Raw genomic sequence first — 25,491 nt, forward strand, 5'->3', positions numbered from 1 at the left:
CCGATCGCTTCCTTGATCATCGCCTCGCGTCTGGCCCAGCGGTCGGCCGACGCCTCCTGCGGAATGTCGGAGAAACGATAGACATGGCTCGACTGCTCGATGATCAGCCGGTTCTGCCCGATGATGTCGCGGATTTTGGCGTATTGGATCGGCCCGAAGGTTTTCAGCTCCTCCAGCGCTTCGGTGAACGCCGGCGCGAACCGCCGCATATAGCCGACCATCACCTGTACGCCGGCTTTGTCGCGCGCCCGGATCATCGCGTCCGCGTCGGCCTGGTTCAGCGTCATCGGCTTCTCGATCAGCACGTGCTTCTTGTTGCGCAGCGCGTGGATCGCACATTCCGCGTGGTACTCGTCGCTGTTGAGCACGAACACGGCGTCGAGATCGGCTTGCTCGCACAGCTGCTTGGCGTCCGCGTACAGGTTCGCCACCCGGTACCTCTCGCCCAGCACGGCGAGCAGCTGCGGAGAAATATCGCACAGCGCCGCGATCTCGTAGCGGTCGGCCAGATTTTCAAGTATCGGGAGATGGGTGATCTGCGCCACTTCGCCCAATCCGATCAGCCCGACTTTCAGTTTCCTCAAGTCAAACACTCCTTCTGTATGCGCGGCTTCCCTCGAATCCGGGCGGACGGACCGCAGCCCACATGCCCTCCGCACGTTCAGATCCCGATTTCAATTTCCCGCTCGCTCATAGCCAAACTTCGATGCCCCGCTGGCCTCCGATAACGACCTCATCGGCCAGGCCGACGAACAGTCCGGTATCCACGACGCCCGTCATTTCTTTAATGCGGCGATGCAGCTCAGCTGGGTCGCGCAAAAGTCCGAAGCTGCAGTCAACGACGTAATTCCCGTTATCCGACTCGAACGCACTGTCCCCGCCGCTTCTTAACACAGGCTCACAGCTCAAGCCGCGCAGCCTTTCCATCGTCCACTCCCAGCCGAACTTCACGATCTCGACCGGAACGGGGATGGCCCCGAGCCTCTCGACCCGCTTGCCGGCATTGATGACGATAATCCGCCGCGAGGCGCCTTCGGCGATCAGCTTCTCGCGGAAGAAGGAACCGCCGCCGCCCTTGATCATCGCTTTGTTGCCATCGATCTCCTTCGCCCCGTCCAGGTAGAGGTCGAGGCCCGGGCACTCGGAGAATTCCGCCAGCGGAATCCCCCACTCCCTTGCCAGCCGCTCCGTCTTCAACGAGGTGGGAATCCCCCGCATCCGCAGACCGGCCGCGACGCGTTCGGCCAGCTTGCGCAGCGTCCAATAGATCGTCGTGCCGCTCCCGAGACCGACCGTCATGCCGTCTTCCACATAACCCGCGGCATATTCGCCCGCGGCCCGGTCCGCTTCGGCCCAATCGGCCGAACGCGGACGCGCCATCAGCCGTTCCTCCCGCTTACTTGACCGATTGATACCATTCGTTCACTTCCTCGGTGATCTGGTCTCCGCCGGAGGCTTTCCAGTTGGCGACGAATTTTTCGAAGTCGTCCAGCGGCAGCCTGCCGTATACGATCTTGACGAATGTCTCGTTCTCGAGCTTGTCGAGCATGACGCCCTTGCTTTCCATCGTCTTGGTCGGAGCGCCGACGAATTTGTCGTGCACCGATTTGTCCAGATCGTTCGCCAGCACCGCGCCGCCTTCCACCTTAAGCGGCGGCAGGCCGGCCAGCTTCTTCTCGAGGTAGGATTCGGCCGGCTTGCCGGTCGCCAGATCCTTGTAGACGTTCAGCTCCACGAACGGAACGTTCGGGGGATTCCAGCTCAGCATATACTTCCCGGCGTTGATGTAGCCGTTCGGCAGCTTCTCCGGATCGTAGACCGCCTCGCCGTTCTCCAGCACGTAGTCGTAGCCTTCCGCGAAGCCGTACTTGAAGTCGGAATTTTCGTCGTTGTACCAGTAGCCGAGCGTCTCGTCGTAATACTTGAAGAAAGCGTCCATATGCTGAAAATCCTTGTTGAAGAACATCCGGCTCTTGACCAGCCGCTCGCCCGGCGCATGCACTCCCTCCGGCCCTCTCGGCAGCGGGTAAGGCTTGATGACCGATCCGGGAACGTTCTTGAAGACGTCCGGCAGCGGCCAGTCTCCCATCCAGTAAGGACCGGCGATGATGCCGACCTTGCCCTGGTTGAACTTCTCGAACGCCGCAAACAGATCCGCCGCGCCGGCGTCCTCGAACAGGTAGCCTTTCGTGTACCATTCGCGGAACTTGGCCAGCCCCTGCTTCATGTCCGGGTGAATGGAGCCGTACTCGAGGCGGCCCTCGGCGTTCTCGTGCCAGTATTTCGGCAGCACGCCGTCCTTGCTGTAAGCGCCGAAGACGAATTTGCCGTCGACCCAGGAGTTGAAGCCGTCTCTAAGCGTCAAGGCGATGCCCGCCGTATCCTTCTTGTTGTTGCCGTCGGGGTCCTGGTTGACGAACGCGTCCATGACCGCTTCCAATTCCTCGATCGTCGTCGGCGCTTGCAGGTTCAGCTTGTCGAGCCAATCCTGGCGAATCCACAGAATCGGGTCTTCGCCGGCGCCGGTCTGCAGAATCGGGATGCCGAATTTGCGCCCGTCCGTGGAAACCGACTGCCATGCGGTCGGATTGTCCGCGTACATCTGCTTCATGCGCTCGCTGGCATAGGCGTCGTACGCCTCGCTGATATCCATGACCCTTCCGGACTCCATAACTTGTTTGGCCAATTGGGCGTCCTCGACGATGAAGACGTCCGGCAGCGGCTCGTTGGAGGCGAGCGCCAGCTTGATCTTGTTGTGGTACGCATCGTAGGTGCCCACCGTCCAGATGTAGTCGATGTCGATGCCCAGCTTGTCTTTCGCCCACTGAATGTGAACGTTGTTCTTTGTGTCTTCCCCTTCTTTGTACACGACGTCGGAAGCGACCGGTCTTGCGGTCGTAATCTTCACCGGCGGATCGAATTTTCCGGTTTCGCTGACCGGGGACGCGGACGACGAGGACGTCTCCGCAGGGGGCTGACTGCTGCCCGTTCCCGCGCCTTCTCCATTTCCGCTTCCCTTCGAACAGGCAGCCATGACGCCGGTTAAGGCCATAATCACCGTCAGAACCAATGCCGATTTCCTGAACATGAGTCCACCTCCTGATGATGGGAATCGAATCGCCGGCCGTTCGGGCCGAGGTCTGATCGATCGGATTCGCACGCCGTCCGCAGCGGGCGATTCAATTCTGGGACCATTATAATACGGGCGATTTTGACGGATATATATCACAATCTTAACAAAGTAGCATTCTGTAAGATGATATCGGGACAAGGCTCAAATTTGGATTCTTCTGTACTCCTGGGGAGTCATTCCGTACTGACGCTTGAATACCCGGATAAAATAATTGGTCTGATAGCCGAGCGATTCCGCGATCTCGTAAATCTTCTGCCTGGAGTTCTTCAGCAGATGGCAGGCCTTCTCCATCCGGGTCCGGTTAATGTACTCGCTCAGCCCCTCCCCGGTCTCGAGCTTGTACACCTTGGACAGATAGACCGGGTGCAAATACACATGATCGGAGATCGACTGCAGCGATACGTCGGTATCGAGATTTTTGTCGATGAACGCATGCACCTTCTGCACGATCGACAGACGGTTGCCCTCCAGATCGGCGATCATCCGCGCTTCCAGCTTGTTCAGCGCCCGGAGCGTCAGCGCTTCGAGCGTGCGCGCGGAATCGTAGGCCGGCTGCATCATCGCGGCGTAGTCCTCGTCGCCGAGCACCTCGGACAGCAGGTAGCCGTTGTTATGGGCGGTCATCGCGACGGCGCCGCTGATCGAGAAATACGCCTCCATCAGAAATTCCCGGTGACGGGCGTTGATCCGGTTCAATTCGGAGAAAATATCGCCGACCTTCCCGTACGCCTGCTTCCAGTGGCCGACCTCCAGCAGGTGCGCGATCGTCGGATGCTCGTGAAGCCCTCTCAGCGCGGTCACCTTCCGTTTCTCTTCCATCGAGGCCAGGAAGAAGTCCTCCGAATCCCCGACGTATTTGATCAGCGAGGACAGCGCCTGCCGATACAGCGCCTGCAGGCCGCCGGGGAAGACGCCCCAATCGCCGATCAGAATCGAGATTTTGCATTTCAAATAATGCTTGACCGTACTCTGGAACCGGCTCGCCGTCTCCTCCAGCAGCTGCTTGCGGGATTTCGTCCAATCCGCCTCGTCCTCGCGCCGCATTTCCGCCGCCCTGGTCTGCGTCAGCTTGACGACGAAGATCAGGAAGCCGTGATCCACCTTGCACGTCCACGTATGAAAGCCGTCGGAGAACACCTCCGCGGCGATGTTGCCGACCGCGAACTCCGCCAGCGAAGGATCCGCCTCCCCCACGCGGCCCGGCTCGTCCATGCGCGCCAGCACCAGTGAGCAGTCGTCGCCGGGAACGAACGGAACGTCCAGCGTCTGCCGCCTGCGCTCCCATTCCTCCTCGCGAATCCTGCCCCCCTGCAGCAGCTCCTTGAGCATATTCTCGCGCAGCAGCGGCAGATTTTCCCGCAGCGCCTGCACGGAGCGTTCGTAGGAGCCGATCTGCTCCCACTCCTGCTGGAGCAGCTCCTGCGCCCGGTTGACCGAGTCGATCAGCGTCTGGCTGCGAATCGGCTTCAGCAAATAATCGATGACATTGCTCTGAATGGCCTGCTTCGCGTACTCGAACTCGGCGTGTCCGGACAGCAGGACGCATTTCGTTCTCGGCGATCTCCGCTCGATCTCCTTGATCAGCTCGATGCCGGTCATGCCGGGCATCTGGATATCCGTCACGACGATGTCGATCGCGTGCTTCTTCATCACGTTCAGCGCTTCCTGTCCGGAGAAGGCCGTGTAGACCTGGACGATGCGCAGATCCTCCCACGGAATAATTTCCTCCAACCCTTCCACGACCGGTCTCTCGTCATCGACCAGCAGCAATCGAAACATGTTGTCCGCCCCCTTCTGCCTGATCTTCGCTCCACTGCATGCTGACCAGCAAGCCGCCTTCTTCCTTCGCCGCGAACGTCAGTCCGGCTCCTTCCCCGAACTTGTATTTCATCCTCTGATGGATGTTCCATACGCCGCATCCGATCTCCGCGTCGTCTCCGCCGTTCGATTGGCGGATCAATTCGTTCAGACGCTCCGCTTCCTCCGCCGGCATGCCGACTCCGTTGTCCTCGATATACAGGACGTATCCGTTCTCCCTGCGCTCTCCCCCGATACGGATCGTTCCTTCGCCCGGCTTGGGCTCGATGCCGTGCTTGATCGCGTTCTCCACGAGCGGCTGCACGAGCATCCGCGGAATTTCCAGCTCCAGCATCTCTTCCGGAACGTCGATCTCATAGCGGATGCGCTGCGTTCTCATGACATGGATCTCCAAATAATTGTGAATATACTCCATCTCCTCCCGGAGAGTGACCAGCTGCCGGTCCACGCGCGTGGCATACCGGTAATATTCGCTCAAGTGCATGCAGATCGTCTCGACCTCGTCCTCCCGCCCCCTTCGCGCCATCGTCTGGACGAAGAATAGGCTGTTGTACAGAAAATGCGGATTGATCTGCGATTGAAGCTGCTTCATGACCGCTTCATTCGTCCGCAGCTTCTCCACGTACGCTTTCTCGATCAGATGCTGGATCTCTTCGGCCATTTCGTTGAACCGTTTGAAAATGAAATAAAACACGTTGTTTTTGTCCGGCCGCAGCCGCACCTGGTAGTCGCCCTTCTTCAATCGGTGCATGCTGTCGATCAACTCGCCCGTCGGCCGCTGAACGTGGAAGAACAGGAGCGTCGCCACGACGCCGAACAGAATGAGCAGCAGGCCGACGGAGAACCAGAAGAAGTTGCGGCTCATCTCGATCGGGGCCAGAATGGTGTCCACCTTGGCGTAATCGACCAGCGTCCAGCCCATCACTTCGGAACGCACGTAAGTGACCAGGTACTTCTTGCCGTTGATCTGCTCCGTCAGATGGCCGGCCGTCTGGAGCGGCTCGCGATCCAGCCTTTCGTTCAGCTGTTCGATGAGCTCGCCGTTCGCCGACCGGTTGGCGAGCGGCTGCGATACGGGACGGTAGAGGTACGGGTCTCCGTCTCCCCCGACCTTAAGCTGGTCGAGCGCCTCGCGAATGTACGAAGCCGGAGCCCGGACCTCCACGATCAAGTCGTCTTCGTCGCGATCGCCCGGCTCGGTAATGGGCGTCAGCGTATGCTTGTAGAACAAGTCGGAACGGGGATTGTATTCCCAATTGGCGCTGAATTCGTTGGGAGCGAAGTTGGAGCGGAGCAGAATGTTGCTGCTGAGCACTTCGCCGCTGCTGTCGGTATAGACGAAAATACCGTTCCGCCAATTGTTGAGCAGGCTGAGGAACGAAATTTTCTCCATGATTTTCACTTTTAATTCCACCAGATCGTAATCGTCCTTGAACGTGTTGCTGAACACTTCGCTGTTCACGTATTTGTGTATATCCGGGTCCTGGACGAGGGCCAGAGAGATCAGGGACAGCTGCTCGAAATCGCTTTCAAGCTGACTCAGCACATAGTTCAATTTGTTCAAATCGCGGTTGTTGATCTCTTGCTCCACGACTTCGACGCTGATGTGATTCGAGTAATAATACAGCCCGAGAACCGGAATCAGGAACAAAATAATGAGCGCGTAAATCTTTTTGAAAATATTGAAATTCCAGTTGATGCGCATCGCCGTATCTCCTCCCCGTCCCTTCGAATCCAAGTCGCTCACTTATTATAAAAGATCCGGGAAGGCGGAACTAGATGAACAGATTACCAGTCGCCGCATTGGTTGATAAAGTGCTTTTATGTTTAGATTTTGATATTTAGCAGGGGATCGCAGAGCGTATACGATTGGATTATGGGGAGAAAAAAAGACAGGCGGTGGGATGATGAACAGCACGAAGCAAAAATGGAACTTACGACGAACATGGCCCCTGCACAGCATGGTTCTTCCCGGATTGCTCGTATTGCTCGTATTCCAATACGGGCCGATGCCGGGAATCATTATGGCCTTCCAGGACTTCAAGCCGTATGCCGGGTTTACCGGATCGGAATGGATCGGATTGGACCATTTCCGCGAGATCGCGGCGTTCTCGGATACGAAGCAAGTGATCTGGAACACCTTTGTAATCGCTTCCTTGAAAATTGTGTTTCAACTGGCGACCCCGTTCGTATTCGCGCTTATGCTGAACGAGGTGGCGAAAACGGCGTTCAAACGAACGGTCCAGACGCTCGTCTACCTTCCCCACTTCATGTCGTGGGTCATTCTGGGCGGCATTCTGCTGGATATCCTCAATCCCGAAGGCGGTCTCGTTACGCGGGTCATGGTCGACGGACTGGGCATGAAGCCGGTTTTCTTCCTCGGGGACGGGGACTGGTTCCGCTTCGTCGTCGTTGCCAGCGACGTCTGGAAGGAGTTCGGCTTCGGCACGATCGTATTTCTGGCCGCCCTGGCGGGAATCAACGGGGAGCTGTACGAAGCGGCCGTCATGGACGGGGCGAACCGCTGGAAGCAGCTGCTGCACATTACGATTCCGCTGCTGCTCCCGATGGCGATCGTCGTCGGCACGCTGTCGCTCGGCAACATTCTGAACGCCGGGTTCGACCAGATTTTCAACCTGTACAATCCGCTCGTCTACGATAAGGGCGACATCATCGATACGTATGTCTACCGCATGGCGCTATTGAACGGACAATTCAGCTTCGCCACGGCCGTCGGCCTGTTCAAATCCGTTATCAGCTTTATTCTGATCGTTATCGCCTACCGGCTAGCCTACAAATTCGCCGACTATCGCATTTTCTAACCCAAGGAGGCTACCACGTGATCTACAGGACCGGTTCGTACAAAGCGTTCACGATCGTCAATTACATTCTGCTGGGCGTCATCTCCGTCACCTGCATTCTGCCGATCATCCACGTGCTGGCCGTCTCCTTCAGCGGCAAGGAGGCCGCCGGCGCCAATCTGGTCGCATTATGGCCGATCGATTTCACGTTCGACGCCTACGCGGAGACAATCGACAACCGCAATTTCTCCAACGCTCTGCAGACGTCGTTCCTGCGCACCCTGATCGGAACCGCCTTCTCCATGCTGCTGACGACGATGATCGCTTATCCGCTGTCCAAGGAGGACAGCGAGCTGAAGGGGCGCAAATGGTACGTATGGCTGTTTATTTTCGCGATGCTGTTCAACGGGGGGCTCGTTCCCACCTACATTCTGATCTCCAAGGTCGGCCTGATGAATTCGATGTGGGCGCTCGTTCTTCCGGTCGCGATCAATTCCTTCAACCTGATTCTGATGATGAACTTCTTCCGCACGTCGGTGCCCCGGGCGCTCGAGGAGGCCGCGCTCATCGACGGGGCCGGATATTACCGCATTTTGTTCAAGATTTACATCCCGATCGCGATGCCGGCGATTGCCGCGATCTCCCTGTTCACGATGGTGTTCCACTGGAACTCCTGGTTCGACGGGCTCATCTATATGTCGGATTTGGAAAAGTACCCGCTCGCCACGTTCCTGCAGACGATCGTCGTGCAGCAGGACTTCAGCCGGCTGTCGGTCGACTCGGAATCGCTCAAGAACATGTCCCAGCGCTCGGTCAAGGCGGCGCAGATCTTCATCGGCGCGCTCCCGATTTTGCTGGTGTACCCCTTCCTGCAGCGTTTCTTCGTCAAAGGGATCGTGCTGGGGTCGGTGAAGGAATAGGCATCCCCTGCTGCCCGCGTTACCCGGTCTTGACGCCAGCTCGGGCGCTTGTACCGCTTCCCGTTCGGATGACCAGCTCCGCTGCGGCAAGCAGCAAGACAATGGTGCCGTAGACGCCGATCGTGTAGCCGGCGGCGTAACCCAGTCCGAAGCCCGTCGTCAGCAGAGTCGTGAACAGATGGATCGACAGGTTCGTAAAACAGAAGGCGTAGCTGCGGATCATCCATTTCCGGTGACTGGCGGCGCGCTTTTTGCGCGCTTGCGCGACGGCGGCAATCGTCAGGGCCGGCCAGATGAGATTCATCAGATTAAAGGCCATGCCGGCCGCCTTGCCTCCCGTCGCGTACGGAGCCATATAGCCGGAAGTCAGGACGACGATCATCACGGAGACCGTATAGACGTAACCGTTGATCCGATGAAACCGCGAGGATTTGCGGCGAAGGGCCCCCGAGAAATTCACGGCCCCGGACAGCATCGCCGCGCATGCGAACGCGACGTGAACGTACATGACGTTCAGCCATACGGGAACGTTTAACGGACGCTTCAGGTCGGACTTGTGCCCGAGAAACCGCGCCGCCTCGGGATCGTAAACGAAATTTTTGTACAGCGCGTAAACGACGAATCCGGCCGCCGCGATCAGTATGAGGCTGTACAAGCGTTTGGCGGTTGACATGAACAAACTCCTCCGATTTTATGCTATGATGAACCCGATAACCTTCGGCCGGCGTTGCGGCAGGCGGAAACGAAAGGATCGGGACTATGCGCAAAGGCGAGAAAACCAAGCTCCATATTATCATGAAATCTGCGGTGCTGTTCAATGAGAAAGGTTACGCGGCAACCTCGATGCAGGACATTATGGAGGCTACGGGACTGACCAAGGGCGGCCTGTACAGAAGCTTCGCCAGCAAGGAAGCGATCGCGCTTGAAGCGTTCAAATATGCGGGCACGGTGCTCTGGGAGCACTTCGCCAGAGCCGTTGCGGGACGCAAGACCGCGACCGAGAAAATATTGGCGATGTGCGACGTCTATGGGGACACCGTCCATAATCCGCCGATGAGCGGCGGCTGTCCGTTGCTGAACACGGCTATCGAAAGCGACCACTCCTTCCCCGTCTTGCGGGAGCCGGCGATCGTCGCTTTCGAACGGATGTCGGCGTTCATCCGGGGGCTTCTCGAAGAAGGCAAGGCCTCCGGGGAATTCGCACCGGAGATGGACGCCGAGGCCGCGGCCTCCTTCGTCTTCTCTGCGATCGAGGGCGGCATTATGGCCAGCCGGCTTACCCGGGACAACAAGCACGTCCGCAACTCGAAGGCTCAGATCGAGCGCTGGCTCTCTTCGTTCCGCCGCACGTGAACGCGCACCCCCGTTAGCTTGGATGCCGGCAGCAGCCCGGCTCGGGCCGTCCCGCTCATCTCGTCTCCCCGTACGACGACTTCGAATTTCAGGCTCAGACGCAGCGGCCGCTTCACGATCTGCAGCCAGGTCAACCGGTTGCCCCGAGCTTCGAGATCGATTAGAGCGACCTGCTCCTCGCCCTGCCTGGCCGTGCCCTGCAATCGTCCGCCCTCTTCCTCGATTTCCAATACGACATCGAGCTTTCCGATCGGCGTGGAGAGGACGACCTTCCACGTTCCCGCAGCCGCCGCCCCCTCCTCGCCTTGCTTAAGAATGCGGCTATGGGAAGCCTCCGTGAGCGCGTCGGTCGGCAGGACGTCCGTCTTCGGTACCGGAGCGCGCCCGACCTCCCTCCACACCGTCCCCCGCCTTTCATACTCGAACAGCCGCTCGACCGCAATTGCGATCCGCGGTCCGAATTCGCGCTCAAGCAAGTAGAGCGCCACGTCCATCCCCGAGGTCACTCCTCCTCCCGTCACCAGGTCTCCGTCGTCTACGACCCTCGCTTGAACCGGGATTGCGCCGGTCGCGCCCAGAACGTCCATTCCCAAATGATGCGTCACGGCGCGCCGCCCTTCGAGCAGTCCTCCCATGGCCAGCGCAAGGGAGCCTCCGCACACCGTCGCGACCGTTATCCCCGGCTTGCTTAACGCTTCCCCCACAAGCTCCGTCAACCTCGTCTTCGCAGCCTTTGCGAGCAGCGCCGGAACCGAATCCGGTCCGTCGCCGTCTACGTCTCCGGAGGCGCCCGGCACGACGAGGATTCCCTCGCGATACGGATCGATCGCGCCGGTTGCGGCGATCTTCAACCCTTTTGTCCCGCTCGGGACATCCCGCGCGCCTTCCGCCGTCACGAGCTCGACGACGAGCGCTTCGCCGGTATACGCTTCCGCCGCGGCGAAGACTTCATAGGGAGCCAAAGCGTCGAGCAGATCGAATCCGTCAAACAGTACGATTTGAACGTGTTTCATATCGCGCCTCCTTATTTTTGATACCGGACCGTCCGGTCTCTTTTTTAGAATAAACGAAGAACCCCCCAATGTAAACGGGGGGTTGTGTCGATTTGATGAAAGCGGCGTCCCAGGGCGTGTCTGCATACTCCGAGGGCTTGCAGACACGCCCTAGCGCTCCGGCAGCAGCGAATCCAGAAACGCCCGCATCGCATGCGAGACCCATTTGCGGGGATGCATGCACAATTGCAGGCTCAGCCGAAGATCCGGATGAGAGAACGGCAGCGCGGCCAGCTCCCCTCTTTCCAGCTCGCCGGCGGCGGCCAGCCGGGGCAGGATGGCAATGCCTCCGCCGGCCGCGACGCATCCCTTGACCGCTTCCGGGTTGCCGATCTCCAGTCCTATGCGGTACGAGAGGCCTTCCGCCTTCAGCATCTTCTCCAGCATGATCCGGTAGTTGCACGTCTCCTCCGTCATGATCCACTCCTCGCCGTCCAGCCGCCGCAAATCTGCTTCGGCGAGCCGCGCGAGCGGATGATTCGGAGCGGAGACGAACACGAGCGGCTCCTCGCGAATAATCGTCCATTCCAAGGCGGGGTCCGTTGGTTCTCCGACAAGCATAAGGCCGAAGTCGAGCTCCCCTTCCTTGACCCGATGTACGATTCGATCCTCCCGGTCCGGCTGCAGCCGGATGTTCAGCTCCGGATAGCTTTGCCAAATCCGCTGTACGAACGGCGGAAGATAATAAGCCGCGAGAGAATCGATTGTGCCGATCGTCAGGCTTCCCCCGCCCTGCTTCGCCAGCTTCTCCTTGGCCTGCTGGTGCAGCTCCAGCATTTGGGTAACGGTCTTCAGCAGTTCCTCTCCCGCAGAAGTCAGCCGCAAGCCGCGGCCGTACCTCTCGAACAGCTGAACGCCGAATTCTTTCTCAAGCTTCTGAATCTGCGTCGTTACGCTCGACTGCGCATATCCGAGCTGCTCCGCCGCTCTTGTGAAGCTCTGCCTCACGGCGACCTCCCGGAAGGTCTGATAATAAACGAGATCCATCGCTCTCTCACCATCCATCAATATTATTGATAGTGACTATTATACATTATAGATAACAGTGATGGTTCAAGTCGTGATACAGTAGTTGCAAATCACTTGCGAAGGAGTCGGTCCCATGTTAAGCGCAGCGGATCTAAAAGGAATTTACGTGGCGGTCGTCACGCCCTTCCTGTCGAACGGAGAGCTGGATCTGGCCTCCTATGAAAGGTACGTCGGGCATCTGATGGAATTGGATATCGACGGGTTGGTCGTGGCGGGCACGACGGGGGAAAGTCCGACGATCGCTTGGGAGGAAGTCGAGGCGCTCGTGCGCGCGACCCGGAACGCAAGGGGAGCGCGCAGCGTGCCGATCGTCGTCGGAACGGGGACGAACAGCACGGCGGACACGGTACGACGAACGGAGATGGCCGGCCGGATCGGCGCGGACGCCGCGCTTGTCGTCACTCCGTATTACAGCAGGCCTTCGGAAGCGGGCATTCTGGAGCATTACCGCAGAGCTTCCCGGACGGGCGTGCCGGTGATCGCCTATGAAATTCCGGCCCGTACCGGCGTTCGACTGTCGGCCGGAACGATGCGGACGATTCTGGAGCTTGAAGGCGTTATCGGACTAAAGGACAGCTCCGGCAGCACGCAGCTGCTGCGGGAGCTTGGAGGATCGATTGCCAAACCGGTGCTGTGCGGAGACGATTCCCTTCTCTTCGAGATGCTCGAGCAAGGCGCAAGCGGCGGCATATCCGCTTCGGCCAGCGTCCGCACGAAGGACTTCATCGAAGTCTGCCGGCAGTTTGCCGCCGGAAACGATCCGGCGGCGCGCGAAACGTTCGAAGGTCTGCGCTCGCTGATCGAAGACCTGTTCCGCGAACCGAACCCCTCGCCGCTCAAATGGCTGCTGGCGCGGCAAAATCTGCTCGCCGACGATACCGTTCGACTGCCGCTGAGCCCGATTACGCCCGGGCTGCAAGCGAAATTATCCCGTTACGTCGAGGAGTGAACGGCTTCGATCCAGCGAGATTATATGCCCTTGCCGCCCAGAAGGCGCAGCTTTACCGGGTTGACGCCGGCAATCAGCGGCCGGCAGCGCTGGATCACCGCCAGCACATTCTCGTTTTTCAGAGATGCGGCATGCGCCTCTTCGCTCTCCCACAGCTCCGATATCCAAAGCGCGTCGGGTTCGTCCACCGACTCGCTGATGATGTAGTAAATGCAGCCTTCCATTTCCTGCAGCGTCGCGGCGGATTCCAGCATCAGCTTCGCCAGCTCTCCGCGCTGCCCCGGGCGGGCGATCAATTGGCCGAACATCGTAAACTTGCTCATCAACGTTCATCCTTTCCGGATTCGAATCGGGTTAACATCGTCTCGTAATATGCCGCCATTCGCGAGGTCGTCTCCGCCATTCTACGCACCAGCAGCTCGGATTCGATCGTCAGCGCCGTCCCGTACGGCATCAGAAAATAGGGGACGTAAGTGTTCAGCGTGGACTTCTCCAACCGGAACACGGCTTCCTCCGGCTTGCGTTCGGTCAGCGCGTGTCCGAACAGCCAATGCCGGCACAGCTCGTTCAGAACCTGCTCCCGAGCCGTGATCCTCACGGTCTCCAGCCCTTCTGAACCGCTGTCGGGAAGCAGAGTCCCCAGGAGGAAATCCTTGGCCGAGAAGGAGGCGGGACGTTCGAAGCGCCCTTCGGTTTCCCGAAGCGCTCGGATCCGATCTACCCTGAAGCTTCGCGGTTCCCCGCGATAGCCGCAATGTCCGACGGCATACCAGCTGCCTTTCCAGTACACGATGCCGTAAGGGTCGAACAGGCGGGAAGGAGAGCCGCCGCCCTTCCCCGGGTCGTATTCCATCTCCAGCGTTCGCCCCTGCCCGGCCGCTTCCTCCAGCATCTGCAGGAAAACCCGGTAGCGGCCGTCGATCGGCGGGTAGATGACCGACAGGCCGCCGCCGTGGCGCTCCAACCGATCCAGCTGCTTCTCGTTCGTGTACCGTTTAAGCTTGTCCACCGCGCTGTCCAGCGCCTCCGAATGCGGATAACCGGCTTCCCGCGCGAATACCGCGGCATGGATCAGGCCTTTGCTCTCGTCCCCGTCGAACAGGAGCGGCGAGTCGGAGAACCCCTCCAAAATCCGGTAGCCCCCGTTCGGTCCCGAATCGGCGATGATCGGGACTCCGCTGGCGCACAGCGAATCGATGCATCGATAGACGGTCCTCACGTGAATCTCCAGCTTCTCCGCCAATTGCTTGGCCGTCATTCTCCTGCCCGAACGCAGCATCCACAGAATCGACAGCATGTTGTCCGCCTTGGTCACGGTCCGTCTTCCTCTCCCGGCATACGGCTGAAATCAACTCCATTGTACGCCATTTTGGGAAGTTGCTCACCTCCTTAAGCGAGCGGCTCCATCCCTTTATCGATCCACGTCTCGTAGGTGGGGCCGTAGATTTCCGGAGGCCGCAATCCGGCCTGCCTCATCAGCGCCGTCATCTGGCCCCGATGATGCGCCTGATGCATCAGCATGAATCGCAAGGTGGCGCCGTTCCTCCACTCTTCCCCCGCCACCGTCTGCGTCTCGCCCAGACTTTCGTCGCTCCATTGCTCCCGCACCGCCTGAAGCAGCGCCATGCGCATGCGGCGGTACTCCTTCGCAATCTCGGAGGCGCGCGCCGGCGCCCGCTTCTCCTCGTCCGCCCCTTCGATACGCAGTCCGAGCGCGGCCGCATAGCCGATCGAACTCACCAGATGCCAGGCCAAAGCTCCCAGCGTACGGCGCCCGGCGGCCATCTCCTGCCGCAGCGACTCGTCGGTCAGTCGGTCCAGGACGCGCTCCGTCAGCTCCGCCTCGTTCTCCCACTCGGCCGCGAATGCGGCAATCGTCGTCAACATGTTTCATTCTCCTCTGCTCTTCATTTCCTGCAGCTCCAGTATACGCCTCGATCCCTGACAGAAACGGTCAGTCTTTCGGGACGACTGCGCGAGAATTTCTCCGGTTCTCTGCCGTCGTTGACATTTGCAGAGCCGGCCGATAGTTTGGAGTACGAATGGGGCGAAGAGGAGTGGAAAACGCGATAAGAGAAATGCATAGAGGCGATTCGGGCTGCAGCGCCCGAATCGCCTCTGCGCTCTATTCCGCCGGAGTGACGCGGACGGGAGTCCCGAATCGCTTGGCCGACTTGGCGCGGGCCCGCGCGATCTCGACGGTGCGGTCGCGCGAAGGGGCGCGGGTGACGAGCGAGCCGAGCAGCTTCTGCGCGGCTTCGCCGACTTCCCGCACCGCCGTGTGGAACGCCTCTTCGTTCGCTTTGGACGGCTCGTTAAAGCCCGACAGCTTCCTCACGAATTGAAGAGCGGCGGCCTGCACCTCGTCGGGCGTAGCCGGCGGATCGAAGTTGAACAGCGTTTTAATGTTTCTGCACATCGCTTCTCACCTTCACTTTTTCTTTTTTTTCTGCGCGGCTTCCGCGTTCTCTTGCGCTTTGAACTTCGCGATCCTGCCGATCAGCTCCAGCGGCAGCGGCTTGTCCATCGGAAATTTGATCGCGGACTTCGACACGTCGTACGGAGCCAGCTCGTCCTTGAACGCTTCGAACGCGGTAAACGGAGGCGGCATCGAGATCGAGTAATGGCTCTTGTAGGCCGAGTAATAGATCACCATGCCATGAAGCTTAAACGCGGGCAACTGGTAGCTGACAACCTCTTCGGCATTGGGAATCGCTTGCGCTATCGCCTGCCGAATTCTCTCCAAATCGGTCTGTACCTCTGCAGAAAAGGCGCCTATGTACTCTTCCACGCTTTGAACTTTATCGCCGGTCGGCATAGCCGGATCACCTCGTTGCGGAATGAATTTGCGAAGCCTGGTCCAATACCTTCATTATTAACCAATAATCGGCTCCGCGCAACGAAGAGTCGCGCCGGAGCCGATCGGGATTGGACGATATTATGGGCTTAGCGCAGCCAGAATGGCCTGGACGCCGTACGAATGGCCAAGCGGGCCGTAGCCCAGGGCAAGCTGCCCGTCGATATTGTAGACTCGATCGTTCTGGACGGCTTTCAGGGTCGACCATACTCCGCTTTGCGTCCATTCGTCCGACAGGGCCGGAAGCGACGGGTCCGACACGTTGAACTGGCCGAGGAACAGATAATCCGGGTCCAGCTGGCTCAAGCCTTCCAAGGAAAGCTGGGCCCCTTCCTCCATCTCGCTCGACTCCGGCGCCTTCAGCCCCATTCCCTCGTAATAGGTCGGCAAATAATTCGTTCCTTGCAGCCAAGCTTCCTTGGCTCTGATCTGCACGAACGCCACGGATCCCTCGATGCTCGCAAGCTTCTCCTTCGCGGTCTCCACGTTCGCGCGGAAATCGGCGATGAAGCCCGCCGCGGTCTCCTCCTGACCGAGAATACGGCCGAATTCGGTTACGACGGAAGGCCAGTCTCCCCACACGTCCGTTTTCTCTTCGTCCAGCACGACGGTCGTGGCGATTTTCGTCAAGGAATCCACGATGTCCTTGTTGATGGCGTTGCCCGCGATAATGACGTCGGGAGCGTAAGCCAGCAGCGCCTCCAGATTAACGGCCGTATTCTCTCCGACGATCGCCAGCTCGTCCAGCCGGTCGACGTACGGCTTGTACGCATCCGTGCGCAGCACGGACTGCTTCTCGGTGAATGGAAGCGCGAGAGCGACCGAGTTCAAGTCGAACGGCAGAATCGAATCGTTATAGCCCCAGTGAACGACCGCGACCCTCTGCGGCTGCTTCTCGATCGTGACGTCTCCGTTGGCGGCATGGATCGTGCGCGGGAAAGCGGCTTCCGGCGCGGCTTCTTCGCTCGGGCCGGAGCTTGGACTCGAGCTTGGGCTTTCGCCGGAACCGGATTCGCTCCCAGTCTGCGCGGGTGAAGAAGACGCTTGTCCGCTTGGCGATTCGGAATTCGAACAAGCGCCGAGCAGCAGCGCCAGGGCAAGCATTAGCGCCGATACCGTTAGGGAAGATGTACGTGCAGTCATGTCCAGCATCCTTTCTAAATCGGAAGGTTATATATGATAACGATTCTCATTATCGAATATAACCATATCACCTTGTTTCCAGGTTGAAAATGGAGAGATTCCCGATTCAGGATGGATGATTTCGCTTCCGGCGCATGCCGACCCGGCCGGGCGGCACTCCCTTGTGCTTCTTGAACAGCCTGCTGAAATAGTAGGCGTCCGAATAGCCTACGCTCTTGGCCACGACGCCCACCGGAAACTGTCCCGTGACCAGCATCTCGTTCGCCCGGTTCATCCGGTACCGGATCAAGTAATCGATCGGCCCGATTCCCGCGTATTTGCGGAACAGGGAGGAGAAATACTTCGCCTTGATCTGGTAACGCTCCGCCAGCAGATTCAGCGTGAGCGGCTCCGCGTGATGCTCCCGGATATACCGGATCGCTTCGTCGATCAAGGAGTAGCTTTCCTTGTTCCGGCTCATCCTCTCGGACTGAAGGATATGGTGAATCAACCGGTAGAAGAGCGCCTTCTTCTCCAGCAGCCCCATGCTGTCCGGAGAAGCGGCGGCTTCGAGCAGACGATCCAGCACGTGCAGAAGCTCCGGGTCGAGAACGGCGTCCAGCGCCGATACCTCGACCAACCCGCGCGCGTCCTCCCGGTCGGCGGGCTCCGGCAAATAGTGAACCAGTCCGTACTCGAAGCCCTCCGTCCCCGGATAGACCTCCAGCCGCTGTCCCAGGCCGCCCAGCAGCACCTTCCCGGGCTCGAGCCGGTAACGTTCCGTTCCTCCGAATACGAATTCGGCGCTTCCCCGCAGCGCAAGGACGACGGCGCACCGGGTCGTCGGTCTGGCGACATGTCCGCTGTAGACCAGATCCGAACGCAGCTCCGTCCGGAAGACGCCGTATACGCCCAGCGGGATTCTCGCGAAATCCCGCGCCAGTTCTTCGTATGAGCCGTCCATGCCGATTCTCCTCCTTTTACGCAATCCGGAACTTCGGATGCCCCCTACAGATTCACCTCGACCATGGAAAGGGCTGTCTCGGGTTGGTCGGTGATCATGCCGTCGATCTCGAACTTGAGCACTTCCTTCATATCCCGACTGGCGTTGACCGTCCAGACCCACACTTCGCGCCCGGCCGCGTGGGCCCGCTTCACGAACGGCTTGGTCAGCATAACCTGCTCGATCGTATAGAAATCGACGTCCTGCGCGGAGAGATCCCCGAACGCAAAAAACAGAATTCTCCCGATCTTGATCTCGGGCGCCAGCTCCCGGACGCGCCGGAGCGTATCTCCGTCGAACGACTGGATGCGCACCTCCTGCTCGCTGCCGACCTCCTGAACCAGCCGCACGACCTCTTCCGCGAGCGCTTCGCCCCGGCCGTGCGGCTTCAGATCGAGCAGCAGCTGGATACGGCCCTGCGCTCCGGCCAGCACGTCGGCCAGCGCGGGGACGCGAATCGGCTTGCCGTCCTCGCCCTCGCCGATGGATAACCGCAGAAGCTCGGCATAGGTGAGCTCGTCGACGCGCGTCCGTACGCCGGTCACGCGCCTGAGATCGTTATCGTGGTTGAGCACAGCTACGCCGTCCTTGGTCAACTGGACGTCGATCTCCGCAATCTGAATCCCCTTATCGATAGCCGAGATCACGGAGAGCAGCGAATTCTCCGGCGCGTCCAGCGTATCGCCGCGGTGCGCCGCGATCGATACGCTCCACTTCGCGTACACGAGGCTGTCGTTCGCCCGCAAGCCGATGAAGAGCGACAGGGCGACGTAGACCACCGCGGCCGACACGATAATCAGCCGCTTGCGGCGGAGTCTCTTCCACCCGACCCAAATGCGGTTTTCAAGCCGTCCCAGCCTGCTGGGACGAAGGATCTTCAGCCGTTCCCTCTCCTTGATGCCCGTCCCCCGGTTTAAGCCGTAATAGAGCCGAGTCAGCAAGAAAATGTTGATCGGCAGCAGCAGATGGGCCAGCAAATAAGTCAGAACGGTGGATAACGTCAAGGAATGATGCTGCGAGACAAGCGCAAGTACGTCCATGTTCAGCCAGGCGGGAATGGAACCGATGGCGGATAACGCCGCGGAGGTCGCGGCGAGAACGGCGGCGTTCAGCAGGAGCAGCGAGCCGAACAGCCCCAGCCATTTTCCCCGCGTCAAGACGTGGCTCCGGACAATGGCCTGACCGAGCCTCATATCCTCGATGACGATCAAATGAAGCACGAAAATCCACCGAAGAAACGTATAGAGCACGACCGCAAGAAGCGCCGCGTAAGCGGCGGTCATCGTATAAGAGGCTTCCAGCACGTAATGATTCAGGAAAATCGGCACGTTAAACAGCGCATAAAACGAAGCCGAAAGAGGCGAATCGATAAACGGAATCAGCAGGAGCAGCAGCAGCATAAGCTGGAAAATGCCGAAGCCGAGCAGCCTGGGCGTCTTGCGCAAGGCGATCAGCAGCGCGTCCACGATCGCGATCTGTTTGCCCAGGTAGCGCTGCTGGATCAGCACGATAAGCACGAACAATTCGATCAGCAGCGCGAAGGAAGCGACGAGTCCGATGAGCAGCAAGCCGGTTAAGCCTTCATAGCTCCATCCGATCCGGTAAACCTCCCCGTTAAGGAGGGAGCCGGACCCGACGACTCTAAGAATGCGGTTGAACACGAACGTAATCATCGGAATGACAACGGCGCTCGTCGCGAGCATATATCCCATTTCGAAGAAAAGCAGCTTGGCGGAAAACGCGCGAAAATCGCGCAAGCTTCTGATAATCAGTCTGAGCATAGCGAATCATCCCAATTCAAGGTGTCGGTATCTTCTATATAAACTATTATAAAATAGACCGAATCCCCGCTGAAAGCAAGGATTCGGTCTATTTTGCCGGAATCGCCCCGAATTATTTCGCGAACAGCTGCTTCTTCAGCTCCCGGTTGCGTTCCATGAAGATTTCGTTGTGAGAGGACACCATTCCCCAGGCGTACGCGTCCGGAGTAATGAATTGCTTCGCCCGGTTTACGGCGTTGGCCGCGTCCTGGAACGCGCCCGCGATCAAGTGCAGCTTGCCTTCGTGGCCGAGGATGTCGCCCGCCGCGAACACGCCCGGCACGGACGTCTCGCTCATCGGCGTCCCCTCGATCGCCCATTCGTTCTTCATCTCGATATGGACCTGGCTGTTCGAGAGCAGATCCTTATCCCGCTCGTAGCCGTGGTTGATGATGACTTCATCCACCGCCAGCTCGACCTCCGCTCCGTCGTCCTTGTTGCGCAGCAGCACCCGTTCGATCGCTTCCTGGTCCGAAGAGGCCATCAGCTTCTCGATCTCGGTATTGAGCAGGCAGACGACCGAGCTCGCGAGCAGCTTGGATACTTCGGCCTCGTGTCCCTTCAGCGCGTCGTTGCGGTAGGTCAAATACACCGTCTTGGCAATCGGCTCCAGCTCGTTGGCCCAGTCGACCGCCGAGTTGCCGCCGCCCGAAATCAGCACCGTCTTGTCTTTGAAGCGCGACAAGGATTTGACCGTGTAGTGCAGATTCGCCACCTCGTACCGCTCGGCGCCTTCCAGATTCAGCTTGGTCGGCTTCAGAATGCCCCCGCCGACCGCCAGAATGATCGTTCTGGAGTAATGCTCCGCCCCGGAGGCCGTATGCAGTACGAAGGTATCGTCCTCCTCTTTGGCGATGGAGGTGACCTTCTCCCCCAATACGACCTCCGGATCGAACGTCCGGCCCTGCGCGATCAGCTGCTCGATCAGCTTCTCTCCGGTAATCGGCGTGACGCCGCCGACGTCCCAGATCATTTTCTCCGGATAGACGTTAACCTTGCCGCCCAAGAAAGTCTGGAACTCGATAATTTTCGTTCTCATTCCGCGCAAGCCGCTATAAAAAGCGGAGAACAGTCCGGCCGGACCTCCTCCGATAATCGTCATGTCGTAAACATCCTTGGCACACATGCGTATCCTCTCCCTCATTCTCCGGTCGTTCTGCTTCGGATACATTGTATCACAATGCATTGAGAATGAAAATCATTGTTATTTCCGATTGGATCGCATTTGAACCGCGGATGCTTCGTCGGTCTTTAGCGGTGAGCGGCATAGACGTTCGGTTTGCTGAAGCCGCGGATGGTCTCCAGTTCTTCGAGCGTCAGCTCCGGCGCTTGGGACGCGGCGATATTTTGCAGCAGCTGCTCCCGCGAGCTGGCTCCGGGAATGGCGACGGCCACTGTCGGATGAGCAAGCGAGTACCGTATCGCCAACTGCGTAAGGCTTCGGCCCGGCGTCTCCAAGCCGCGCAAGCGTTCGCGCAGAGCCTTCAGCTCCTCCAGTTCGTAGTCCGGCACGCCGCGGGCAGGCTCCCGGTTCGCCGCAAGCGCCCCGCTGGCCAGCGGACCTCTGGCGATCACCCCGATCTTCCGTTCCCCAAGCAGCGGAAGAACCGTCTCCTCCGCCCGTCTGTCCACGATGCTGTAAGCATTCATCACGCTGACGATAGAGGAGCGCGCCGCATATTCGCGAATGACGTTGGGACGGATCGAGGAGATCCCGTATTCCCGGATCGTCCCTTCCCGCTTCAGCTGCTCGAACGCTTCGATCGTTTCGTCCATCGGATCTTCGATCGTTCCGCCATGAAGCTGGTACAGGTCGATGTAGTCCGTGCCCAGTCTCCTCAAGCTCTCCTTGACCGCGGACAAAATGTAGGCCCGGGAAGGGTCCCACGTCCAGCCCTCCTGTCCGGGAACGCGCCGGTTCCCGACCTTCGTGGCCAGCACGACCCGGTCCCGTCTGCCGCGGATCGCCTTGCCGACGATTTCCTCGTTGCGGCCGTCGTCGTACAAGTCCGCCGTATCCAGGAAATTGACGCCGCGTTCCATCGCTTCATGGACAAGCCCGATCGCCTTCGCTTCCTCCGTACCCAACGACATGCATCCCAGGCCGATCTCGCCGACAAGCAGATCGGACGTCCCCAAGCGGTTCATTTTCATCGTATGCTCATCCCTTTCCTTCCGGTCGTCCTCTTGTCCGCAACCCTCCGAAGGCGCGGAGCGGACGGCGTTCTTCTTCCTTCGTCCATTATACGGCCGCGGGCCAAATAGACCAACAAGCAGGCGGGACGTTGTGTTACGATAACGATAAAGATTGCGCGAATGGAGTCGAACACGGGTATGGATTCGCAGTTGACGACGTATATCACCTTGGTAAGCGTATCGGGCATATTCAACGTATTCCTCTGCATCTACGTCCTGATCCGGAGAAGGGAGATTCCGGGGGCCCGGACCTTCATTCTGTACACGATCGCCCTGTCCGTATACAGCTTCGCTTACGCCTTCGGCCTGGCCAGCGATACGCTGCGGGAGGTCAAGCTGTGGACGGTGATCGAGTATATCGGCATGCCGTTCTCCGCGCCCCTAGGGCTGATGATCATCCTCCATTATCTCGGATGGAAGGTTTCCCGACGCCAGGCCGCGGCCTTGTTCGTCATCCCCTCCGTTACGCTGCTGATGGTCGCCACGAACGACTGGCACGGCCTGTTCTACAAAGCGTTCCGGATTAAAGAAGGCCTGTCCCTGCCCTATCTGGAAATCGAAATCGGAGATTGGTATATCGTTCACGGAATTTATACCTCGAGCTGCCTGCTGGCCGCGACCGCGCTGCTGCTGAGCCGCTGGAGACAGACGCGCAGGTCGTATAAGCCGCAGCTTATCACCTTGATTTGCGGCCAGTTTATTCCGATGACGACGGCGTTCCTGTATCTCGTCGGCCTGACCCCCGCGGGCATCGACCCCGTGCCGATGGTGATGTGCATTACTTCGGGCTTGTATATTTGGGCGATTCTGTCCGCGAAAATGCTGACTGTCATCCCGATCGCCAAGGAGACGATCTTCGACAGCATGAGGGAAGGCGTTATCGTTCTGGACTCGGCGGAGCGGCTGAGCGACTATAACCGGGCCATTGCGCGCATGATCCCCGCCCTCAGCCCGGCCATGATCGGCAGAACGCTGAATGAAGTCTGGACCGAGCTGACAGGCGCGGCGTATCCGTTCGTGCATCAGCCAGACGGACGGGACGAAGAACTCGTCTGGACGACGGACGGAGCGGAGCAGTTCTACCAGGTCCGGTATTCCCCGCTTCGCCAGCGCAACGGCGAAACGGCGGGCGCTCTGCTGATGTTCATCAACGTGACGGAGCTGAAGCGGCTTCAGCAGGAGCTGGAGCATCAGGCTTTCTACGACGGCTTGACGCAAATTTTCAACCGTTCCCAATTCATCGCCCGCAGCCGCAGCTTGCTCGAAGCCTGCCGCGCGGAAGGCAGCCCGTTCGCCGTCGTTCTGTTCGATATCGACCGCTTCAAGCAGGTGAACGATCATTACGGGCACGAGACGGGCGACAGGCTGCTGGTGCACGTCGTCGAAGTGTGCAAGCGGCAGCTCTCCCCGGACATGCTGTTCGCGCGCTACGGCGGCGAAGAGTTCGTCGTCGCGCTGCCGAACGCCTCCCTGAGCGACGCCTGCGCCATCGCGGAGCGGCTCAGGGAGGCGCTGGAATCCGAGCCGCTTGCCGCCCGGGGCAGCATCGCCGTCACCTCCAGCTTCGGCGTCGCCGAGGCCGACGCCGGTCCGGACGTCAGGCTCGATACGCTGCTGCGTCAAGCCGACGAGGCGCTGTACGCCTCCAAGCGCGACGGCCGCAACCGCGTGAGCGCCTATCGCGGAGCTTTGGCTTCGCGCCCCTAGGAAGCCGGCTTCCGCTCCGTCAGCAGCCGCGCCAGCAGCTCCAGCTGGCCTTCGATCGAAATCGGATCGAAGAAGGAAATGTCCGCCTGGCTCAGCACGTGAGCCCGGCCCTGAGCCACGGCGGGCAAGCTTCTCCAGACCGGATGATCCTGCACGTACCGTATGCCCTCGCCTTCGTCGGCGACGAACAGAAAATCCGCGCTGCCGGCGTAAACCGGCAGTTCTTCGAGCGGCAGGTCTTGCAAAATCTGCAGGCCGCTGTTGATCGCCTGCCGCTGCACGGCCTCCGGAACCCCCAGTCGCAGCCCCCGGTAAATCGGCCAGCCCCCTCGGCCGTAATTGTCCCCGAACACGGAAAATTGCCGGCCCTGGTGATCGAATCTGACAATGGCGGCCGTGGAGGCGCGGTTTACGATTCCCGCCAATCTCTGCCGGATTTCCGCGGCCCGGCGCTCGAATCGCGATTCCAGCTCGTCCGCCGCCCGCGGGCGATTGATCAACCGGCCGATCAGCCTGACATCGTCGAAGATGCTGCGGCGGCCCTCGTAAGGCAGGAGAAGAGTCGGCGCGATCTTGGACATGGCCGGGTAATCCGCCAGATTGGCGTCGTTCATGAGAATCAGATCCGGCTCCAGCTTCGTTACGGCCTCTATGGACGGCTCGCAGCCGATGTCGACGATCCCTTCCTCCATCTCCTTCAGGAACGTGCTCCCTCCCCACCAAGTCAAGTTGGCAGCCACCGGCTTCACCCCCGCCGAGAGCAGGACGTTGGCGTAATAAAGCGCCACGATCCGCAGGCCTTTGCGGGCATGGCGCACGTATTGCTTCGGAGTTTGCCCGACAATCTGCTTGAATCTTCGGCTGAAGTAGTAGACGTCCTTGAAGCCGGCGCTCTGGGCGATCTGCTGCAGGCTGTCGGCGGAGGTCATCAACTGTTCCTTGGCGCGATTAAGCTTCAATTCCGTCATATAGTCTACCGGGCTTGTGCCGGTCAGCTGCTTGAACAGGTGCGAATATTGACGGGCGCCGATATTGGCCTGACGCGCCAAAGCTTCCACGCTTATGTCGGAGACGTCCAGTTGATGCAAACCGTCGATCGATCGCCGCACCGCTTCGCGGGATTGATGACGGCCTCCGGAAGACGCGCTCTCTTGGCACAGCTCGTACAGCAGCTCCTGAAACCGGATATGCTGTCTGAAATGCGCAAGCTCCTCCGTCTCCCCCCTGTGACGGTAAAGCTCGTCCAATCGATCCGCAATGCGGCCGAAAGGCTGCGCGTCAAGCTCCTCGTACGGAACAACGAGAGGAGCGGCTTCGTTCTCTTCGTTCGACGGGCTCCCCGTGACCGATACGACCCGGTAGACCAGCCACATCAGCTTCAGCTCCGGACCTTCGTCCGCCGACACGTCGAACAGCGTATCGGGCGGCAGGAGAAAGCAGCTCCCCCTGACCAGCCGGCGCCTCCTGCCGTCGATGACGGCGCTGCCGGCGCCTTGCTTGACCGCGACGAATACCTGCTCCGGCGCATGCAGCCGGTTCGCCTTGGCGGCTGCTTCGCAACGAATTTCGACGATGTCGGACAGAGTGAACAGAGAGGTGCGGAAGGGCAGAGACAAACAACTCATTCGGGCGCGCTCCTTTTTCGTTGATAATGATTATCAATTAGTCGGATGTCTCTATTCTAGCGGCTCCTCCCTGTACGCGCAACAAGGAACTGTCCCCGATAAATTT

24 protein-coding genes are annotated in these 25,491 nt (G+C 59.5%); 5 read left to right on the top strand and 19 right to left on the bottom strand.

What is annotated here, in order from left to right; all coding sequences use genetic code 11:
* The 5 genes from ACFFT4_RS01670 to ACFFT4_RS01690 form a co-directional block, all read right to left on the bottom strand.
* The coding region (locus ACFFT4_RS01670) for a Gfo/Idh/MocA family protein (protein ID WP_378044541.1) at positions 1 to 584 on the bottom strand (584 nt) is incomplete at its 3' end.
* A 106-nt stretch (positions 585 to 690) separates the two neighbouring features.
* A complete protein-coding gene (gene rpiA, locus ACFFT4_RS01675) occupies positions 691 to 1,380 on the bottom strand; it encodes a ribose-5-phosphate isomerase RpiA (protein ID WP_378044543.1) in 690 nt (229 codons plus the stop codon).
* A 16-nt stretch (positions 1,381 to 1,396) separates the two neighbouring features.
* On the bottom strand, positions 1,397 to 3,088 hold the full coding sequence (locus tag ACFFT4_RS01680) for an extracellular solute-binding protein (RefSeq protein WP_378044545.1): 1,692 nt from the start codon (positions 3,086 to 3,088) through the stop codon (positions 1,397 to 1,399).
* Between the two features lie 186 nt (positions 3,089 to 3,274).
* Entirely contained in the window at positions 3,275 to 4,912 is a 1,638-nt protein-coding gene (locus ACFFT4_RS01685) for a response regulator (protein WP_378044547.1), read from the bottom strand.
* Entirely contained in the window at positions 4,887 to 6,656 is a 1,770-nt protein-coding gene (locus tag ACFFT4_RS01690; RefSeq protein WP_378044548.1) for a cache domain-containing sensor histidine kinase, read from the bottom strand. The genes ACFFT4_RS01685 and ACFFT4_RS01690 overlap by 26 nt, the downstream gene beginning before the upstream one ends.
* Positions 6,657 to 6,858: 202 nt before the next feature.
* Here ACFFT4_RS01690 and ACFFT4_RS01695 point away from each other — a divergent pair, with 202 nt between their 5' ends.
* Positions 6,859 to 7,773, top strand: coding sequence for an ABC transporter permease (locus ACFFT4_RS01695; protein WP_378044550.1), 915 nt, complete (start codon positions 6,859 to 6,861; stop codon positions 7,771 to 7,773).
* 17 nt (positions 7,774 to 7,790) lie between these two features.
* Positions 7,791 to 8,672 carry a carbohydrate ABC transporter permease gene (locus ACFFT4_RS01700; protein ID WP_378044551.1) on the top strand — a complete coding sequence of 294 codons (882 nt, stop codon included), beginning with the start codon at positions 7,791 to 7,793 and terminating at the stop codon, positions 8,670 to 8,672.
* Positions 8,673 to 8,691: 19 nt separating this feature from the next.
* Here the strand turns inward: ACFFT4_RS01700 and ACFFT4_RS01705 are convergent, their stop codons facing one another.
* Positions 8,692 to 9,345 carry a DUF2306 domain-containing protein gene (locus ACFFT4_RS01705; protein ID WP_378044553.1) on the bottom strand — a complete coding sequence of 218 codons (654 nt, stop codon included), beginning with the start codon at positions 9,343 to 9,345 and terminating at the stop codon, positions 8,692 to 8,694.
* Between the two features lie 86 nt (positions 9,346 to 9,431).
* Here ACFFT4_RS01705 and ACFFT4_RS01710 point away from each other — a divergent pair, with 86 nt between their 5' ends.
* Positions 9,432 to 10,025 (top strand): TetR family transcriptional regulator C-terminal domain-containing protein, encoded by a 594-nt coding sequence (locus tag ACFFT4_RS01710; RefSeq protein ID WP_378044555.1) that lies wholly within the window; start codon positions 9,432 to 9,434, stop codon positions 10,023 to 10,025.
* On the opposite strand, the gene ACFFT4_RS01715 is transcribed toward ACFFT4_RS01710, so the two are convergent.
* Entirely contained in the window at positions 9,986 to 11,038 is a 1,053-nt protein-coding gene (locus tag ACFFT4_RS01715) for a DJ-1/PfpI family protein (RefSeq protein WP_378044556.1), read from the bottom strand. The genes ACFFT4_RS01710 and ACFFT4_RS01715 overlap by 40 nt on opposite strands.
* Before the next feature lie 150 nt (positions 11,039 to 11,188).
* Positions 11,189 to 12,064, bottom strand: coding sequence for a LysR family transcriptional regulator (locus ACFFT4_RS01720; protein WP_378044558.1), 876 nt, complete (start codon positions 12,062 to 12,064; stop codon positions 11,189 to 11,191).
* A gap of 115 nt (positions 12,065 to 12,179) precedes the next feature.
* Here ACFFT4_RS01720 and dapA point away from each other — a divergent pair, with 115 nt between their 5' ends.
* Positions 12,180 to 13,055, top strand: a complete 876-nt coding sequence (dapA, locus tag ACFFT4_RS01725) for a 4-hydroxy-tetrahydrodipicolinate synthase (protein WP_378044559.1) — start codon at positions 12,180 to 12,182, stop codon at positions 13,053 to 13,055.
* A gap of 20 nt (positions 13,056 to 13,075) precedes the next feature.
* Here dapA and ACFFT4_RS01730 read toward each other — a convergent pair whose 3' ends face one another.
* The 10 genes from ACFFT4_RS01730 to ACFFT4_RS01775 all read right to left on the bottom strand — a co-directional run bounded on the left by ACFFT4_RS01730 (position 13,076) and on the right by ACFFT4_RS01775 (position 22,011).
* Entirely contained in the window at positions 13,076 to 13,378 is a 303-nt protein-coding gene (locus ACFFT4_RS01730; RefSeq protein ID WP_378044560.1) for a putative quinol monooxygenase, read from the bottom strand.
* Complete coding sequence (locus tag ACFFT4_RS01735) at positions 13,378 to 14,370, bottom strand: helix-turn-helix transcriptional regulator (protein WP_378044562.1); 993 nt, start codon at positions 14,368 to 14,370, stop codon at positions 13,378 to 13,380. Before ACFFT4_RS01735 ends, ACFFT4_RS01730 begins: the two co-directional genes overlap by 1 nt.
* 74 nt (positions 14,371 to 14,444) lie before the next feature.
* Positions 14,445 to 14,942: a DinB family protein gene (locus ACFFT4_RS01740; RefSeq protein ID WP_378044564.1), complete on the bottom strand. Its 498-nt coding sequence runs from the start codon at positions 14,940 to 14,942 to the stop codon at positions 14,445 to 14,447.
* A gap of 238 nt (positions 14,943 to 15,180) precedes the next feature.
* Positions 15,181 to 15,474, bottom strand: coding sequence for a DUF2277 domain-containing protein (locus ACFFT4_RS01745; protein ID WP_378044566.1), 294 nt, complete (start codon positions 15,472 to 15,474; stop codon positions 15,181 to 15,183).
* A gap of 12 nt (positions 15,475 to 15,486) precedes the next feature.
* Complete coding sequence (locus ACFFT4_RS01750; RefSeq protein ID WP_378044568.1) at positions 15,487 to 15,873, bottom strand: iron chaperone; 387 nt, start codon at positions 15,871 to 15,873, stop codon at positions 15,487 to 15,489.
* 120 nt (positions 15,874 to 15,993) lie between these two features.
* Positions 15,994 to 17,055 carry an ABC transporter substrate-binding protein gene (locus ACFFT4_RS01755; RefSeq protein WP_378044569.1) on the bottom strand — a complete coding sequence of 354 codons (1,062 nt, stop codon included), beginning with the start codon at positions 17,053 to 17,055 and terminating at the stop codon, positions 15,994 to 15,996.
* Positions 17,056 to 17,161: 106 nt separating this feature from the next.
* Positions 17,162 to 17,998 (bottom strand): helix-turn-helix transcriptional regulator, encoded by an 837-nt coding sequence (locus tag ACFFT4_RS01760; RefSeq protein WP_378044570.1) that lies wholly within the window; start codon positions 17,996 to 17,998, stop codon positions 17,162 to 17,164.
* Positions 17,999 to 18,042: 44 nt separating this feature from the next.
* A complete protein-coding gene (locus ACFFT4_RS01765) occupies positions 18,043 to 19,818 on the bottom strand; it encodes a glycerophosphodiester phosphodiesterase family protein (protein ID WP_378044571.1) in 1,776 nt (591 codons plus the stop codon).
* 112 nt (positions 19,819 to 19,930) lie between these two features.
* Positions 19,931 to 20,983, bottom strand: a complete 1,053-nt coding sequence (locus tag ACFFT4_RS01770; RefSeq protein WP_378044573.1) for an NAD(P)/FAD-dependent oxidoreductase — start codon at positions 20,981 to 20,983, stop codon at positions 19,931 to 19,933.
* 125 nt (positions 20,984 to 21,108) lie between these two features.
* Positions 21,109 to 22,011, bottom strand: a complete 903-nt coding sequence (locus tag ACFFT4_RS01775; protein ID WP_378044574.1) for an aldo/keto reductase — start codon at positions 22,009 to 22,011, stop codon at positions 21,109 to 21,111.
* A gap of 180 nt (positions 22,012 to 22,191) precedes the next feature.
* On the opposite strand from ACFFT4_RS01775, the gene ACFFT4_RS01780 reads away from it, so the two are divergent.
* Positions 22,192 to 23,760 carry a histidine kinase N-terminal 7TM domain-containing diguanylate cyclase gene (locus ACFFT4_RS01780; RefSeq protein ID WP_378044575.1) on the top strand — a complete coding sequence of 523 codons (1,569 nt, stop codon included), beginning with the start codon at positions 22,192 to 22,194 and terminating at the stop codon, positions 23,758 to 23,760.
* Here the strand turns inward: ACFFT4_RS01780 and ACFFT4_RS01785 are convergent.
* On the bottom strand, positions 23,757 to 25,385 hold the full coding sequence (locus ACFFT4_RS01785) for a helix-turn-helix domain-containing protein (RefSeq protein ID WP_378044577.1): 1,629 nt from the start codon (positions 25,383 to 25,385) through the stop codon (positions 23,757 to 23,759). The genes ACFFT4_RS01780 and ACFFT4_RS01785 overlap by 4 nt on opposite strands.
* Positions 25,386 to 25,491 lie beyond the last annotated feature (106 nt).

The sequence above is a fragment of the Cohnella cellulosilytica genome (genome assembly GCF_042431195.1).
GTDB classification, from domain to species: Bacteria; Bacillota; Bacilli; order Paenibacillales; family Paenibacillaceae; genus Cohnella; species Cohnella cellulosilytica.